The 16798-nt window shown below is 65.5% G+C and carries 13 protein-coding genes; 11 read left to right on the top strand and 2 right to left on the bottom strand.

Going from position 1 to position 16798, the window contains the following annotated elements; translation table 11 throughout:
• Positions 1–57: 57 nt before the first annotated feature.
• The 4 genes from metH to DNA98_RS10275 are packed head-to-tail and all read left to right on the top strand — an operon-like array spanning position 58 to position 7110.
• Complete coding sequence (metH, locus tag DNA98_RS10290) at positions 58–3786, top strand: methionine synthase (protein ID WP_165364035.1); 3729 nt, start codon at positions 58–60, stop codon at positions 3784–3786.
• Between the two features lie 25 nt (positions 3787–3811).
• Positions 3812–4363 carry a Uma2 family endonuclease gene (locus DNA98_RS10285; RefSeq protein ID WP_110530006.1) on the top strand — a complete coding sequence of 184 codons (552 nt, stop codon included), beginning with the start codon at positions 3812–3814 and terminating at the stop codon, positions 4361–4363.
• A 36-nt stretch (positions 4364–4399) separates the two neighbouring features.
• On the top strand, positions 4400–6376 hold the full coding sequence (locus tag DNA98_RS10280; RefSeq protein ID WP_110530003.1) for a chorismate-binding protein: 1977 nt from the start codon (positions 4400–4402) through the stop codon (positions 6374–6376).
• The gene (locus DNA98_RS10275; protein WP_110530000.1) at positions 6373–7110 is read left to right on the top strand and encodes an aminotransferase class IV; all 738 of its coding nucleotides are present in this window, start codon (positions 6373–6375) and stop codon (positions 7108–7110) included. Before DNA98_RS10280 ends, DNA98_RS10275 begins: the two co-directional genes overlap by 4 nt.
• Before the next feature lie 316 nt (positions 7111–7426).
• On the opposite strand, the gene DNA98_RS10270 is transcribed toward DNA98_RS10275, so the two are convergent.
• On the bottom strand, positions 7427–8050 hold the full coding sequence (locus tag DNA98_RS10270) for a GNAT family N-acetyltransferase (RefSeq protein ID WP_110529997.1): 624 nt from the start codon (positions 8048–8050) through the stop codon (positions 7427–7429).
• A 169-nt stretch (positions 8051–8219) separates the two neighbouring features.
• Here DNA98_RS10270 and DNA98_RS10265 point away from each other — a divergent pair, with 169 nt between their 5' ends.
• The 7 genes from DNA98_RS10265 to DNA98_RS10235 all read left to right on the top strand — a co-directional run bounded on the left by DNA98_RS10265 (position 8220) and on the right by DNA98_RS10235 (position 15618).
• Entirely contained in the window at positions 8220–9833 is a 1614-nt protein-coding gene (locus DNA98_RS10265; protein ID WP_110529994.1) for a Na/Pi symporter, read from the top strand.
• 33 nt (positions 9834–9866) lie between these two features.
• On the top strand, positions 9867–11003 hold the full coding sequence (locus DNA98_RS10260; protein ID WP_110529992.1) for an FAD-binding oxidoreductase: 1137 nt from the start codon (positions 9867–9869) through the stop codon (positions 11001–11003).
• 301 nt (positions 11004–11304) lie between these two features.
• Positions 11305–12120 (top strand): ABC transporter ATP-binding protein, encoded by an 816-nt coding sequence (locus DNA98_RS10255; RefSeq protein WP_110529990.1) that lies wholly within the window; start codon positions 11305–11307, stop codon positions 12118–12120.
• A gap of 47 nt (positions 12121–12167) precedes the next feature.
• Positions 12168–12995: an ABC transporter permease gene (locus tag DNA98_RS10250; RefSeq protein ID WP_110529988.1), complete on the top strand. Its 828-nt coding sequence runs from the start codon at positions 12168–12170 to the stop codon at positions 12993–12995.
• Between the two features lie 111 nt (positions 12996–13106).
• The gene (locus DNA98_RS10245) at positions 13107–13646 is read left to right on the top strand and encodes a hypothetical protein (protein ID WP_110529986.1); all 540 of its coding nucleotides are present in this window, start codon (positions 13107–13109) and stop codon (positions 13644–13646) included.
• Between the two features lie 86 nt (positions 13647–13732).
• Positions 13733–14455, top strand: a complete 723-nt coding sequence (locus DNA98_RS10240; protein WP_110529984.1) for an ABC transporter ATP-binding protein — start codon at positions 13733–13735, stop codon at positions 14453–14455.
• A complete protein-coding gene (locus DNA98_RS10235) occupies positions 14452–15618 on the top strand; it encodes an ABC transporter permease (RefSeq protein ID WP_110529982.1) in 1167 nt (388 codons plus the stop codon). The genes DNA98_RS10240 and DNA98_RS10235 overlap by 4 nt, the downstream gene beginning before the upstream one ends.
• A 17-nt stretch (positions 15619–15635) precedes the next feature.
• Here DNA98_RS10235 and DNA98_RS10230 read toward each other — a convergent pair whose 3' ends face one another.
• A complete protein-coding gene (locus DNA98_RS10230) occupies positions 15636–16769 on the bottom strand; it encodes a CofH family radical SAM protein (RefSeq protein ID WP_110529981.1) in 1134 nt (377 codons plus the stop codon).
• Positions 16770–16798 lie beyond the last annotated feature (29 nt).

Below are 16798 nucleotides of genomic sequence, written 5' to 3'. Positions count from 1 at the left end.
GTTAGGGGTAACGGGAAGCTCTTTCCATTCCCCCCCGAGCTCCCTACACTGGAGGGTATGGCTTCTTCTACCTCCGCCGATCACGCCTGTGGCCCGGGCTGCCCTCATCTGAAAGGCCAGGGTTGGGGAGAGGAGCCGCTGACCCATCTGGGTTACCGGCGGGAGGAGCGGGCTGAAACCTTCCCCTACCTAAAAGCCCTTTCCCAGCGGGTGTTGGTCTATGACGGGGCGATGGGCACCGAAATTTTCAAGTATGACCTGCAGGCGAAGGATTATGGCGGCGAGCTCTACAACGGCTGTCCGGAGGTTTTGAACCGTACCCGGCCCGACGTGATCGCCCGCATCCACAAAAGCTACCTCGAGGCCGGCGCCGACGTGATCGAGACCAACACCTTCGGGGCCTTCCCTCACGTGCTGGTGGAGTACGGGCTCGAGGCCGAGGCCGAGGACTTGGCCTACCTGGGGGCCCGCATCGCCCGCCAGGAGGCCGATAAACTCTCCACCCCGGAGAAGCCCCGCTTCGTGGCCGGTTCGCTGGGGCCGGGCACCAAGCTCATCAGCCTGGGGCAGATCGGTTGGCGGGAGATGTTCGATTCCTACCGCACCGCTGCCCGCGGCCTGATCGAGGGCGGGGTAGACCTCCTGCTCATCGAAACCGCCCAGGACATCCTCCAGGTGCGCTGCGCGGTGCTAGCGGCCCGGGCGGCTATGCGCGAGGTGGGCCGGGAAGTGCCTTTGCAGGTGCAGGTCACCATCGAGTCCACCGGGACCATGCTGGTAGGCACCGACGACAACGCCGCCCTGACCGCGCTCGAGTCGCTCCCCATCGACGTCATCGGGATGAACTGCGCCACCGGCCCCGACCTGATGGACTCGCACATCCGCTTCTTCTGCCAGAACTCCACCCGCTGGGTCTCCTGCCTGCCCAACGCCGGCCTGCCGCGCAACGAGGGGGGCCGGGTGGTCTACGACCTCACTCCTGCGGAGCTGGTGCGCTGGCAGACGAAGTTCGTGAAGGAGTACGGCCTCAACGTGGTGGGCGGCTGCTGCGGAACCGGCCCCGAGCACATCCGCGCCCTGGCCGAGGCCCTGGGGGGCCACCCGCAGGCCGCGAGGCCCCCGGCGCAGTTCCCGGCGCAGGTGGCGAGCCTCTACCAGGCGGTGCCGCTCAAGCAGGACACCGGCATCCTCATCGTGGGGGAGCGCACCAACGCCACGGGGAGCAAGAAGTTCCGCGAACTCTTGTTCGCCGGCGACTTCGAGGGGATGCTCGAGCTGGCCCAGGAGCAGGTGGCCGAAGGGGCCCACGTCCTCGACGTCTCGGTGGCCTGGACCGGCCGCGACGAGGTGCGCGACATGCGCGAGGTCGTCAAGCGCTTCGCCACCTCGGTGCAAATCCCCCTCATGATCGACTCCACCCAGGTCGAGGTGATGCAAGAAGCCCTCGAGCACCTGGGAGGCCGGGCCATCCTCAACTCGGTCAACCTCGAGGACGGCCTGGAGAAGTTCGACCGCATAGCCTCCCTCGCCCGCCAGCACGGCGCCGCCCTGGTCGCCCTCACCATCGACGAGGACAAAGAGGCCGGGATGGCCAAGACGCCCGAGCGCAAGGTGGAGATCGCCCTGCGCATGTACGAGCGCCTGACCCGGCTCCACGGCATCCCAGGAAGCTCGATCCTCTTCGACCTGCTCACCTTTCCCATCACCCAGGGCGACGAGGACACCCGCAAGCTGGCCCTCTGGACCATCGAGGGCATCCGCCGCCTGCGCGAGCTGCTGCCCGAGGTAGGCTTCATTTTGGGGGTCTCCAACGTCTCCTTCGGCCTCTCGCCCCAGGCCCGCGTGGTCTTGAACTCGGTCTTCCTCGACGAGTGCATCCAGGCCGGGCTCACCGCGGCCATCCTCAATGCGGGCAAGATCCTGCCCATCAATCAGATCCCCGAGGAGCAGTACCGGCTCGCCCTCGACCTCATCTACGACCGCCGCCGCTATAACCCCGACGGCTCGGTGGCCTACGACCCCCTCTTCGCCTTCGTGGACTACTTCGCCAAGCACAAGGTCGAGCGCTCGTCTGCCGCCGACCCCCTGGCCGGGCTTAGTGTGGAGGAGCGCCTCAAGCGGCGCATCATCGAGGGGCGCAAGGTGGGCCTCGAGGCCGACCTCGAGGCCGCGTTGCAGGCCGGTTACACCCCCGTCTCGGTGATCAACGAGGTGCTCTTGGAGGGCATGAAGGTGGTGGGCGACCTCTTCGGCGCGGGCAAGATGCAGCTCCCCTTCGTGCTCCAGGCCGCCGAATGCATGAAGGCGGCGGTGCGCTACCTCGAGCCCAAGATGGACCGGCTGGAGGGCGTCCACAAGGGCACCATGGTGCTCGCCACCGTCAAGGGCGATGTGCACGACATCGGCAAGAACCTGGTGGACATCATCCTCTCCAACAACGGCTACCGGGTGGTGAACCTGGGCATCAAAAAGCCCATCGAGGAGATCCTGGCCGCCGTGGAGGAGCATCGGCCCAACGCGGTGGGCATGAGCGGCCTCTTGGTCAAGAGCACGGTGGTGATGAAGGAGAACCTCGAGTACATGCGCGAGCGGGGCTACCGCATCCCGGTGATTCTGGGCGGAGCGGCCCTCAACCGCCACTACGTGGAGCACGACCTGCGCCAGACCTACACCACCGGCCCGGTCTACTACGCCTCCGACGCCTTCGACGGCCTGCAACTGATGGACGAGCTCTGCGGCCACGCCCCGCCCAGGCTCACCAGCCGCGAGCAGAGCGGGCACAAGTACAAGACTGCCTATGAGATCCTCATGGAGAAGCTCAAGGCCGGCTCGGAGTACGTCCCCTCCAACGTTCCCCCTGCCCCGCGCATCCCCCGCCCGCCCTTCTGGGGCCGCAAGGTGGTGCGGGCCGAAGGGAAGAGGCCGACTAGGCGGGGGGGCCGGCCCCTGGCTCCGGGCAACGGGCTCGACCTCGGCGTGATCGCCCAGTACGTCAACAAGAATGCCCTCTTCCGCGGCCAGTGGGGCTTCCGCCGGGGCGAGATGGACAAGGCGGAGTACGCGGCGAAGCTCGAGCGCGAGGCCGAGCCCATCTTCCGCCAGCTGCTCGAGCAAGCCATGCACGAGGGGACCTTAGAGCCCGCTGTGGCCTACGGCTTCTGGCCCGTAGCCTCCGACAAGAACAAGCTCATCGTCTTCGACCCCCAAAGCGGAGAAGAGCTCTTCGCCTTCGACTTCCCCCGCCAGATGGGCACCGCCGCGCGCGGCGGTGCTAGCCGCCACCTCTGCATCGCCGACTTCTTCCGCCCCCGCTACGCCGACCCGCTGGGCGACGAGGAAAGCTGGATGCCGCGAGCGGCCTGGGAAAACGGCGCGCGCGACGTGCTGGGCTGCCAAGTGGTGACCATGGGCCGCGCCGCCTCCCAGCACGCCGCCAAGCTCTTCGCCTCCGACCGCTACCAGGACTACCTCTACTGGCACGGCTTCTCGGTGGAGATGGCCGAGGCGTTGGCCGAGTACTGGCACAAGCGCGTGCGTCAGCAACTCGGCATCGCCCAGGACGACGCCACCGACCTGCAAGCTCTGTTCCAGCAGGGCTACCAGGGCAGCCGCTACAGCTTCGGCTATCCGGCCTGCCCAAGGCTAGAGGACCAAAAATACCTGCAAGAGCTCTTGCAGTGGCAGGAGATCGGCGTGGAACTCTCCGAGGAGTTCCAGCTTCACCCCGAGCAATCCACCAGCGCCATCGTGGTCCATCACCCCTCGGCGAAGTACTTCAACCTGTAGCGGCGGGCTGGGCTACACTGAGCTTATGGTCAACCCCCTCCCCAAGCCGCTCACGCCCGAAGAATACCTCGAGCTCGAGCGCCACAGCCCCGTCAAGCACGAGCTGGTGGGGGGCGTGATGTATGCGATGGCGGGGGCCAGCCGTCGCCACAACCGCATCGTGGTGAACGTCCTGCGCCTGCTGGCCGACCTCGCCGACGGCAAGGGTTGCCGGGTATTCGCCTCCGACATGAAGCTGCGCCTCGAGGACGCCTTCTACTACCCCGACGTGATGGCGGTCTGCGCGCCCGAGCCCGCGAACGAGTACTACGAAACCGACCCCTGCATCCTGGTGGAGGTGGTCTCGGAGAGCACGAAGACCATCGACCTACGGGAGAAGCTATGGGCCTACCGCAGCCTCAGCAGCCTCCAGACCTACCTCGTGGTGGATACCGAGGCCATGACCATCCGCCACTTCTTCCGCGATCCGACCGGGCGCTGGCAGCAGGAGGACGTAGTAGGGAGCGGGGAGATCCCCTTGCCGTGTTTGGGTGGCTCGATTGAGCTGCTGGACGTGTACAGAAACGTCTTCCATTAGGGGGACCCCGAGCCCGCTTTACAATCGTGGGAGGCGATGCAGGAGGATGCCGCCACCCTCTACGCCTGGGCCCGGTCCCAGGGCCTGCGCCCGGCCCTGCTCGAGTCCGCCGGGGTGGTAACCCCCTTCGGGCGGCTGACCCTGCTCGGGGTGGGGGCCACGCGGCGGCTGGAGGTGTGGGAAGGCATCACCTACCTCGACGGGGAGGCGGTGGGGGACGCGCTCGAGGTCTTTCGCTACCTCGAGCAGGGCTTGGGAGCGAGGCAGATTCCCTTCGGGACCGGGCAGACCCGGTACGCCGGGCGGCAGATTCCCTTCGGGACCGGGCAAGCCCGGTACGCCGGTGGGTATTTCCCGGCCTGGATCGGCTTCTTCGCCTACGAGTACGCCCGTCACCTGGGGCTGCCCACCCACTCCCCCATGCCCGGACTGCCCGAGGCGGCGTTCTACTACTACCCCGAGGGGTATGCCTGGCTCGAGGGGCAGCGCGTCCAGAGCCCCTCCACGGCGCTCGCCCCGGTCCTGGCCGAGCCTCGACCGCTGCCGCAAGTCGAGTTGCACGGCGACTACCCCGAGCGGGCCTTTCTGGCGGGCGTCGCGGAGGTGCAAGAGCGCATCCGGGCCGGTTGGGTCTACCAGGTCAACCTCTCCCACCGCTTCCGCTTCGCGGCGCACGGGGTGGACCCCCTGGCCCTGTACCGGGCCCTGCGGCGCCACAATCCCAGCCCCTTCATGGGTCTGCTCGAGGGCGGGCCGGCGGAAAAGGGCTACGCGGTGGTCTCGGGCAGCCCCGAGCGACTGTTTGACTACCGGGATGGCGTCATCACCGCGCGGCCCATCGCCGGGACCCGCCCCAGGGGCCGGACCCCCGAGCAGGACGAGGCCTTGGGGGCCGAACTGCGGGCCAGCGCCAAGGAGCGGGCCGAGCACGTCATGCTCGTGGACCTGTTGCGCAACGATCTGGCGCGGGTATGTGAGCCGGGAAGCGTGGAGGTGAGCGAAGCCTTTACGCTCGAGCGCTACTCCCACGTCATGCACCTGGTCTCCGAGGTGCGGGGCAGGAGCCGGGCCCCCTTGCGCGAGGCCTTCGCCAGCATCTTCCCCGGCGGGACCATCACCGGCGCGCCCAAGGAGAGCGTGATGCGCGCCATCGCCGAGCTCGAGCCGGTGCCGAGGGGGGCCTACACCGGCTCCATGGGCTACGTCTCGGGGCGGGGGTGCGACTTCAACATCCTCATCCGCAGCTTCAGCTTCGCGGGCGGGACGGGCTATTTCTCGGCGGGGGCGGGCATCGTCATCGAGAGCGATCCCGAGCGCGAGTACGCCGAGACCCAGGCCAAGGCCGAAGCCCTACTGCAAGCTTTGGGGCAGGGTCGGGAGGGGCAGGCCCCGGCCCTACCGCGTCGAGACAGCGTTTGGAGGCCGCCGATACCGGCAAGACGCCTGGGAGGCCGGGTGATCTTCCTGGAGAATCACGACTCTTTCAGCTACAACCTCGTGGACTACCTTAGGGCGCTGGGGGCCGAGGTCCGGGTGGTTGACCACGGCGAAGCGCCCGATCTGTCGTGGGCTACCCACCTCGTCGTCGGGCCGGGGCCGGGCGAGCCGGCGACGGCGGGCCGGACCCTCGAGTGGACCCGAGCCGCGCTCGAGGCCCGCCTGCCCTTCCTGGGGATCTGCCTGGGGCACCAGGCCCTGGGGGTGGTGCTGGGGGCACGCCTGGAGCGCTCTTCCCGTCCGGTTCACGGCGAAGCCTTCTGGCTCGAGCACCGCGGCGAGGGGATCTTCGCGGGAGTGCCCAGTCCGGCCCGCTTCACCCGTTACCACTCCCTGCTCCTCTGCGACCTGCCCCCGGTGCTGCGGCTGGAGGCTTGGACCGCCTCCGGGCTGTGCATGGCGCTTTCCCACCGGCGACGCCCAGCTTGGGGCGTGCAGTTCCACCCGGAGAGCCTGCTCTCGGAGTACGGGATGGTGCTGCTGGGCAACTTTCTCTCGCTGAACCCTGAGCCATGATCCGCATCAACGGTCAACCCGTCGGCACCTCGCTCCCCGAGTCCTTCTGGCATGGCTTCTTCGTGTTCACCACGCTGCGCCTGGAGGGTGGCGAGCCGCTGTGGCTACCCGAGCACCTCGAGCGCCTGCGCCACCACGCCGAGGCACTGGGTATCGCTTTTCCGGGCTTCGGGGCGCTCGAGCGGGAGGTCGAGCACTACCGCGAGCAGCGCTCGGACCTGTTGCTGCGGCTGGCGGTGGCTCCCGAAGGGTACGCCTCGAGCGCCCGCCCCTTCGCCCCGCCCCCCGAGCCCGCCTATACCTACGGAGTGAGCGTCCACGTCACCTCGCTGCGGGTCCACCCCGACCTTGGCCGCTACAAGAGTGGCAACTACCTTCCGTACCGCCTCGCCCGGCGCGAGGCCGAGCAGGAGGGCTGCTTCGAGGGCCTGCTGCTCGATGTTCACGGGCATGTGGTCGATGGCAGCCGCACCAGCCCGTTGCTGTGGCGCGATGGGGAGCTGTGGGTGCTAGAGGGCGGGGTGGAGGGCATTACCCGGCAGAAGGTGGTAGATCACGCCACCCAGATGGGCCTTCCGGTGTTCCTGGCCTACATTAGGCCACAGGAACTAGAGGGCCAGCTCCTCCTCGCCGGGACAGGCATCGGCCTCCTGTCCGTAGGCAAGCCATTAGATAGCGTGCTCGAGGCCCTGATCACCCATTTCCGGCCCTCCGGGCCGTCGTCAAGGGGCTAGCGGCGTTCATGGCGCGGCAACAAAGTTCCAAACGCGCACTTGCGACCAGCCCTCGAAGAGTTGAACCCGGCCAAAGCTGTACGGAGCTCCTGGCGGCTTTGCTCGAGCCCGAGGGGTAGGTCGCTGGCGAAGAGGCTGTGATTGCGCCAACACCGGCATCTCCTGGCCGTGCTCGGCCTCCTAGGCTTTGCGCTCTATCGAGCAGTTCTCCCCGCTGGCCGCCCAGTTCCTTCCAGGAGAGCTGGGCGAGGTTCCGCCGAGTCTCGTCCACGAGCACGGTGCCCAGGACGGCGCGGCAGTTAGGCTAGCGTGGCGATCACGCGCGGTCGGGGTTGCGCCACTCGAGCAGCAGCGCACAGTTCCCCGACTCTTCGTCTGGGAGGTAATCCCGCACCACCTGAAGCGGTTTGAGCCCGGCTTTGAGCTGGGGGGTGATCACCGGGTCAAGGATGCGGCCCGCGATCACCTCTTGGGCGTACTGCTCGGGGGTGAGGCGGTCTTGGTAGCGGTGATAGCCGGGCATTCTGCCTCCGGCCAGGAACCGCTCCAGGCCCAGCCGCCGCACCAACTCGTAGCGAGCTTGGTAAAGTGCTCGGGCGATGCCTCGGCCCCGGTAGGCAGGCCGGACTGCGATGTCCACCCCGTAGAGGGTGTTGCCCCTGGGGTTATGGGTGCGGATAAAGCCCCAGTCAGTAACCTCGCCCCAGGAGTGGGCTGCTTCGCCAGGGTTCCACTGGATGATGAGGGAGGTGCAAGAACCCACCAGCTGCCCCTCGAGCACCGCGCACAAAGCGCCCTCTGGAAAATGCTCCACGTGCGAGCGGATCTGCTCGAGGCTCCACAGCTGCTCCTCGGGGTAGGGGGGCGGGAAGCATTCGCGCTGGATGTGCAAAAGCGCGGGGTAATCGGCCTCGGTGTAGGGACGGATGACCAAGCTCATGGTTTTTAGGATAAAAGCCGGGGCTTCCCGGAGGGGTGGCTTTGGGGCAAATTCAGGTAGCAACGCGCTATACTTGCGGGGTGATTTGTAGCTCGAGCCGGGCGGAGATGCTTCTTTCGCCGCGTAGCGGGGAGGCGTTTCTTTCGCCGCGTAGCGGGGAGGTGCAACGGTGCTGATCGCTCTTGGCGGCCTGGCTATCTTGACTTTAGGTCTCAAGCTCCTCTCCGAAGCGCTGTCGGCGCTCTTGGGGGGATCGGCCCGGCGTATTCTTACCGCCGCCACAGCCAACCCGCTGCGGGCCTGGCTGGCCGGGGTCGTGGTAGGGGCGCTTTCGCTCAACAGCTCGGCCCTCTCCCTTACGGCCATCGGTCTGGCCGAAGCCGGGATTACCTCCTTCGCTACCGCGCTGGTGCTGGGACTGGCGGCCAAGGCCGGAGCCACGGTGGCCCTGCAACTCGCCGCTACCCCCTTGAGCGCGGTGGCCTTGCCCATCGTGGGGGTGGGGTACCTGCTCAGCCTGTGGAACAAGGCCCGGCGCTGGGGTGAGATGCTGATGGGGTTGGGGTTGTTGCTGCTAGGGATCAACCTGATGGTGCAAAACCTGCTCCCGGCGATGGACAGCGAACTCTTCCGGCTAGTGCGGCAAAGCCTCGAGGCCAGCCCCCTGGGGCTATGGGGGCTGGGCTTCGCCCTGGCCGCCTTGCTGGGATCGGCTAACGCGGTGGCGGCTTTGGCGCTGGCGCTGGCCGGGGCCGAGGCGCTGTCGCTTTCGGCGGCTTTGGCGCTGCTGCTGGGGGGAGGGGCGGGCTCTGGATTCTTGCTGGTGCTCACCCACTGGAGCGGGGCCCCGCTGGGGCGGCGGATCGCCTGGGCGCACGTGGGCTGGAAGACCTTGCTCTCGGGGGTTTTCTTGTTGCTGATGGGGCCTTTTGCCGCTTTCAGCCAAGGCTTGGCCGGGGCGTTGGGGTTAGGGGCTGGGGGTGCCGTGGTCCAGGCCCACACCCTTTACCATCTGCTGGCTTCGCTGCTGGCGTTGCCCTTGCTGCGCCCCCTCGAGGCCCTGATGGGCCGCCTGATCCCTAACACCGCGCAAGCTGTCTCGCCCAAGTACCTCTCCGCCGAGGCCTTGGCCTCGCGCGAGCTGGCCTCGAGCCTGGCCCTGCGGGAGGTGAGCCGGGTGGGTGACCAACTCGCCCAGATGCTGGCCGAGGCGGTGCGGATCCTGGCGGATGGCCAGGGGAACGCCGCCGAGGTGGCCCGGCGTGAGGAGAAGGTGGACCAGCTAACCCGGGCGGTGGTGCTGTACCTGAGCGAGCTCTCCTCGCGCCATCCGGGGGAAGCCCCGCTGATGCTGATGATCGCCGCCAGTGAGATCGAGCACATGGGCGACCAGGTGCGGCGCATATTGCGGATGCAGAACAAGCTCTACCAGCAGCATCTAGAGTTTTCCAGCGAGGGACGGGCCGAGTTGGCGGCCGCCGCCGAGCGTACCCATCGGCGTTTGCGGCTGGCCCTGGCTGCCCTGGCTACGCGCAACGCAGCTTTGGCAGACCAGGTGGTGGCCGAGCGGCAGGAGGTAGAGCGCTACCTGCTCGATCTGCGCCGCTCCCACCTGCTGCGCCTCGAGCACGGTCGGGTCGAGTCTAGGGCTACCACCCTGGCTCACCTCGATTTGCTGATCGTGTTGGAGGAGCTCGACCAGAGCTTGACCCGCCTTGCTGCCCTAGCCCGCGATCTCGATGCCCCGGCTCAGCCGCCGCTCGATCGCTCCTCGAAGATTTGACAAGCCCGTGGTGAGGTGGTTTAGCTGTAGGGCATGGGGGAAAGCGCTGTGTATACGGCCGATGTCTTGCTCATCGGCGCGGGGATTATCGGGGCGGCGTGTGCGTACCGCTTGGGCGAACGGGGGCTGAAGGTACGCCTCCTCGAGGCAGCCCCTGCGCCGGCGATGGGTTCCACCGGTAAGAGTGCGGCGGGGGTACGGGTGCAGTTTTCCGAGCCCACCAACATCCTGCTCTCCTGGGAGAGCATCCGGGAATACCGCCAGATGCCGCAGGCGGCCTATCGGCCTATCGGCTACCTGTTCTTGGTGCCCGAAACCGAATGGCCCCAGCACCATAAAGCGGTGGAGCTGCAGCGCTCGCTCGGGGTTCCGGTGGAGGAGCTATGCCTCGAGGACGCGCAGCATATCGTCGAGTTCGATCCCAAAGGGCTTGCCGGGGCTACCTTGGGCCCGGCCGATGGGGTGGTGGACCCCCACGGCATCACGATGGAATACCTGCGCCGGGCGCGTACGTTAGGGATGGAGCTGCACCTCGAGACCGAGCTTCTCCGGGCATTCCGGCAGGGGCAAGTGTGGAGGGTAGAAACCAGCCGCGCTACGTTTGAAGCTCCATACCTCCTCAACGCCGCCGGGGCCTGGGCGGGCGAGGTGGGGCGGCGGGCTGGGTTGGAGATCCCGGTGCGGCCCGCGCGGCGGATGGTCTTCACCACCGCCCCCACCGCCTGGAAGCACAGCTACCCGCTCACCATCGACCTCGCGAGCGGTTTCTGGTTCCGTTCGGAGGGAGAGCGGCTCATCTTCGGCAAGAGCAACCTGGCCGATGTGGGCTTCGCTACGGGAATGGACTGGGCCTGGCTCGAGCCCACCCTCGAGGCCGGCCTTGACCGCTTTCCCTGGCTGGCCAAAACCGCTTTGGATCGCAAGGCTTCCTGGTGGGGGTATTACGAGGTCACCCCTGACCACACCCCCATCCTGGGCCGGATGCCAGGGGTGGAGGGCTGGGTCAATGCGTGTGGCTTTAGCGGGCATGGGGTTCAGCAGGCCGCCGCGGTGGGTCGCCTGATGGCCGAGGAAATCACCGAGGGCCGCGCCGCTACCCTCAACATAGATCCGCTTCGCTACGAGCGGTTCTCGAACCGGGCTCGAGCTACCGAGCGCCACATCGTCTAAGGGTGGGGGGTGTCGTTCGGGCTGGGTTTTACGCTGATCGGGCTCGAGGACTATTACGTTATAATCATACCTGTGGCCTATGCGCTACAACCCGCCTTGCAAAAGGGCTGACCAGCGGTTACACTACGGAGCGGTAGGTGTAACGATGAGCAACATCCTCATGCTTAGAGTGCGCTTCTAGGCGCTCACCCTGACCCGAACTCCGCGACTATCGGGACGAAACGATGTCCTGTGAGAGCTGGCGGCCTTCGGGCCGCCTGTTCTGTTTGGATGGCTTGAGAAGCTTTTCGCTGGAGGAGCTATGACGTTGCAGACACCTGTGAAAACCAAGACGGCCATTGAAGTGCGAGATCTGAGGAAAGTATTTCGCAAGCGCGAGGGGATATTTCACAGTGTGGTGAAGGAGGAATGGGCCCTCAAGGGGGTGAGCTTCCAGGTGTATGAGGGGGAAACCTACGGCTTGTTGGGCCCCAACGGCTCGGGGAAGTCTACCCTTATTCGCATCCTTTCTACCCTGCTCACCGCCGACGGCGGTACGGTGCGAATGCTGGGGCACGAGCTGCCCGAGGGCGAGCGTGAACTGCGCCGGAAGATGGGCCGGGTGAGCGTGGACGCAGCCTTCTACAAAAAGCTCTCGCCGCGCGAGAATCTGCTCTACGCCGCGCAGCTTTATGGCCTCGAGCCCAAGAAGGCGGAGAGGCGGGCGATGGAGATCTTGGAACGCTTGGGGCTCGAGTCCCGCCGTTTCACCGACCCCATCGAAGAGATGAGCCGGGGGATGCAGCAGAAGATCGCCATCGCCCGGGCGTTACTCATCAACCCGCCGCTGCTGTTGTTAGACGAGCCCACTACCGGTCTGGACCCTAAGAGCCGTCGAGATGTGCAGGCCTTTTTGGAGGATTTGCGCCGTGAAGCGGGAACCACCATTCTCCTCACCACCCACGACATGGCCGAGGCCGAGAGGCTTTCCGACCGCATCGGTTTCCTGGCCCATGGTCGTCTGGTGGCGGAAGGGAGCGCGGCGGATCTCAAAGCGCAAGCTGGAACCGATGACCTCGAGGAGGCTTTCATTATCCTGACCGGCGAGGAAATCGACGACGAAGAGGAGAACGTCTGACGTCACACGCTCGGCGCGCGACATACCACGCGACCGAAAGGAGCTTTATGCTTGAGCGATACTGGCGGCCCATGTGGGCCTTCGTGTTCCGTGACTGGCACCTGACCCGGCGCTACTTGAGCTGGGTGGTGGTGTTCGTCTTTTACGCCATTGTCAACTCGGCCACCATCGCCCTGATCGGAAAGGCCCAGGGGGATTTCCGGCTCACCCTCACCCTCTTGCTGGGGGTGCTGCTATGGTCGTTCTTGTCGGCCATGTACAACGAGATCGCCAACTCCATCAGCTACGAGCGCTGGGAGGGGACCTTAGAGTACACCTTCATGGCCCCAGTCTCGAGGCTCATTCACCTCACCGGGGTTTCGCTCTTCGCCGTCATCTACAGCATCCTCAGGACGGTGGTGATCTTAGTAGGGCTGGTGATCTTCATCCAGGTCTCGGTTTCGGGGGCCAACCTGCTGGGGGTCTTGGTGGTTTTGCTCGTGGCGAGCCTGGCTTTTATGGGCTTGGGCTTGATGGCCGCGGTCCTCCCGGTGATGAGCCCGGAGAACGGGGCGCAGGCCACCAATATCTTTCAGGGAGTCCTGCTGTTGGTCTCGGGCATCTACTATCCGGTGGATGTACTGCCTGCTTGGGTGCAACCCCTGGCCTACCTGAGCCCGGCGACGTACGCCCTCGAGGCTTCGCGCAAGCTCATGGGCATCAACAACCCCGAGTCCACACCGCACCACCTGGTGGGGGCCCCGATCTCCTCGGTGCTGCCCGAGCTGGGCGTCCTGCTCTTGATGGGTGTAGTCCTGATCCCGGCAGGGCTTTGGGTATTCCACCAGGCCGAGCGGTGGGCCAAGCGTACCGGCAAGCTTAAGCGGACTGGGTAAAGCTAATAAGCCGGGCTCAAGCCCGCATTAACCCTCTACACAGCGACGGGTCAGCTCCGGCTTAGCCAGGCCTAAGCTGGCCCCAATACCTTCTGCCTTGGAGGTGATGACATGAATCTGAAAGCAAAGCTATTGGGGTTGGTCGCAGCCACCGGTCTTCTCGCCGGGTGTGGGTTGTTGCCCGGGGTCGGGGGGCAGCAGGTCTTGGGTTCGTTTGTAGACAGCCAGGATGGCACCTACAAGTGGGCCAACGTGAACACCAGCAAGGTGCGCTTGGCGCTGATAGGAATCGGCCAGGGCGGGCTGCCCACCTACGACAACCAGCAGGAGATCAAAAACATCAACCAGTTCAAGACCTACGTCATGGAGCTTCCCACCAGCGCCAACGAAGCGGCTTACAAAGTGTATGCCTACTGCGATGCCAACAACAATAGCAAGCTAGATAACGGGGAGGACATCGCCGATAGCGGCAGCAAGTACCTGCTTTACGCCAACAGCGAGGGGAGCAAAACCTATATCTTCGTCGGCACCGTCAACGTCAAAAAGGGTTGGAACGGCTACGATAGCAGCAAAGCCAAGGACAGCACCAACCCCTACCAAGGGGAGAGCTACCCCGGCTACGACCTGACCTTGCGGGCGAACTGCCAGTAAACTGCCCTGCGCCACAGGAGGGCCCGCGCGGGCCCTCCTGGCATGTATTTTGACCGAGGCGGGTAAGATGATCCCAAAAGGCAGGTATGGTCAAAATCGAAGGGCTTACCAAAGACTACAAACGCTTCCGCGCAGTGGATCACCTGAGCTTCGAGGTACGACCCGGCGAGGTCTATGGCCTTTTGGGGCCGAACGGGGCAGGGAAGACCACCACCCTCCGCATGCTGGCGACGCTGCTTACCCCTACCGGAGGAACCGCCGCCGTGGCGGGCTTCGATATCCGAAGACAACCCCTCGAGGTACGGCGCAATCTGGGCATCGTCAACGGGGGGATGCAGGTCTACGAGCGGCTCACCGGGCGAGAGGTGCTGGAGTTCTTCGCCGGGTTCTACGGCATCGGCGGCAAGGTATTCGAGGAGCGGCTGGATTGGGTGGTGGGGTTGCTGGGGCTGGAGGATGCCATCGGGAAGCTGGTCAAAGAGATGAGCACCGGGATGCGCCAGAAAACCGTCATCGCGCGGGCCATCCTGCACCAGCCGCCGGTTTTGCTGCTGGATGAGGCCACCAGCGGGCTGGACGTGTTTGCTCGGCGGGCGCTGCTCGATTTTGTCAAGCGGTACCGGGACCTCGGCAAGACCCTGATCTATTCCACCCACGTGATGAGCGAGGCCGAAGAAGTATGCGACCGGGTGGGGTTCCTCTACGGGGGTAGGCTGGTCTATGAGGGAACCACCGCCGAAGCCCGGGAGATCGGTGAGGGGAGCCTCGAGCGCGCCTTCGTCCACAAGGTGCAGGGGGTGGTGGCGTGAACGAGGCGCTTCGCATCTTTCGTAAGGAGCTGCTCTCCACCTTGCGCGAGCGGCGGGTACTCTTCACCACGCTGATCTTGCCCATCGTCCTGATGCCGGTGCTGATGTACGGCCCGCTTCTTTTCTTCGGCAATGCTGCCCGTAAGACTGCCGAGGCCACGCAAAAAATCGGGGTGCAGAACCTTCCCGAAGCGGCTATCGCCGCCTTGCGCGCGGCCAAGCTCGAGCCGGTTCCCACCGATAGTCCGCTCGAGGATGTCCGGGGGAAGAAGTTTCAAGCCGCGGTGGGCTATCAGGGGAGTACCTTCACCGTTTACGGACGCTTGAGCGGAGCCACCCAGAGCAGCCTGGTGGTGGACAAGATCCAAGAAGCCCTGCGGGGCTACAAGGATCGACTCGTGGCCCAGGCCCTGCAAGAGCGTGGGCTCTCGGCCCAGATCCTCGAGCCGGTCAGCATCCGCACCCAGGACGCCTCCCGTCCTCAAGAGCAGGCGGCGGGGGTCTTCGCCTTTTTGATCCCCTACTTTTTGGTGATCTTCATCCTCAACGGCGGCCAGGCGGTGGCGATCGACGCGACGGCAGGCGAGAAGGAGAAGGGAACCCTGGAGGCCCTCTTGAGCGCCCCGGTTCCGCTGCTCCAAATCGTCTTGGGCAAAGCCCTAGCGGTGCTCACGGTGGCGCTGGCGGCGGCCTTCGCCGGGGTGGCGGGAATCGTCCTGGGGGGCACGCTCATGCGCAGCCTAGCCCCTAAAGAGATGCTGGGTGGCTCTGCTTTGGGTGGGGGGCTGAGCCTCGAGCCCACAGGCTATCTGGCGCTCTTGCTCACCGCGGTGCTGTTTGCGGCCATGATGGTTTCGGTGCAGCTTTCGCTGGGGGTGTACGCCCGTACCTTCAAGGAGGCCCAGAGCTACATGGCTCCGCTATTGCTGGCGTTCATCGTTCCGCTTTTGCTGTTGCAGTTCTCAGACTTCCTGACCCAGCAAAGCTGGTTCTACCTGGTCCCGGCCTTCAACGTGATGCTCCTGTTGGACGGGCTGGTAAAAGGCTCCGCTGAGGGGTGGCAAATCACCCTGACCTGGCTGAGCACGCTGCTCTTTTCAGGGTTGGCCCTGATGCTCGCGGTGCGCAACTTCCGGCGGGAAGAGGTGGTGTTCCGGAATTAACCCGAATCATGCCGCGCTCAGGCCATCGGCAGCGGCTCGGGCGCGCGCGCGCTCAGGGTAGTCTCGATGTCGGGGTAGCGCAGGATGTTGTAGTAGGGGTCGCGCTCGGCGGGGGTGAACCCGGCATCGGCGATGTGCCGCACGATTTGCTGGACGGTAGCATGGGTGCGGTTGTGCCCGGCGGCTACGGAGACTACGTTCTCCTCGAGCATGGTGCTCCCGAAGTCGTTGGCCCCGTAGTAGAGCGCAGCCTGGGCTACCTTGAAGCCCAGGCTAGGCCAGGAGGCTTGCAGGTTGGGGATGTTGGTGAGGGCCAGCCGCGAGACCGCCAGGTTGCGCAGATACTCGGAGGCGGTGGCCCCCGGAGCTTTGCCCTTGAGCCGGGTGTGTTCGGTTTGCAGGGTCCACATGGCAAAAGCGGCAAAGCCCTGGCCATATTGCTCGAGCGCCCGGGTTTGCTGCTCGCGCAGCCCGATCAGGTGCTCGGCCCGCTGCTCTAGGCTCTCCCCGAAGCCGATCACCATCGTGGCGATGGTGTATAGCCCCAGGCTTTGTGCGGCGTCAAGGATGCGGAACCAGTCTTGGGTGCGGATTCGGGCCGGGGCGGCTTTGGCCCGCACCTCATCCACCAAGATCTCTCCCCCCGCGCCCGGCAGCCCGTCGAGCCCGGCGGCTTTGAGTTCGGCGAGGAGGTCCGGCGCCCTCCGCCCGGTGAGCTTCTCGAGCCCTAAGATCTCCTCCGGGCTGAAGGCGTCGATGCGCACCTCGGGATAATGGGCCTTGAGGTAGCGCAGAAGGTCCAAGTACCACTCAAACGGAAGGGCCGGGTTGACCCCGCCCTGCATGAGGATGCGCCGTCCCCCAATGGCCATCAGCTCCTCGACCTTACGCCCGATTTCCTCGTAGCTAAGCGTGTAGGCATCGGCTTGGCGACGGGTGCGGTAGAAGGCGCAGAAGTTGCAGGCCACCGTGCAGATGTTGGTGTAGTTGATGTTGCGGTCGATCAGGAAGGTCACGATATCCGGGCGGGTTTGCCGCAATCGGGCCTCGTGCGCCGCCGCGGCTAATTCGGGCAGGGGCAAGGCATACAAGGAGACGATCTCTGCCTGGTTGAGAGCTTCCCCGTTGACGGCACGCTCGAGCAGGTCCATGGCCCTATGGTACAACCTGACTTTGGGAA

This window comes from Meiothermus sp. Pnk-1 (assembly GCF_003226535.1).
Classification (GTDB): domain Bacteria; phylum Deinococcota; class Deinococci; order Deinococcales; family Thermaceae; genus Allomeiothermus.
Note: the sequence above shows the minus strand (reverse complement) of the source record. Positions and strands in the feature narration are given on the sequence as shown.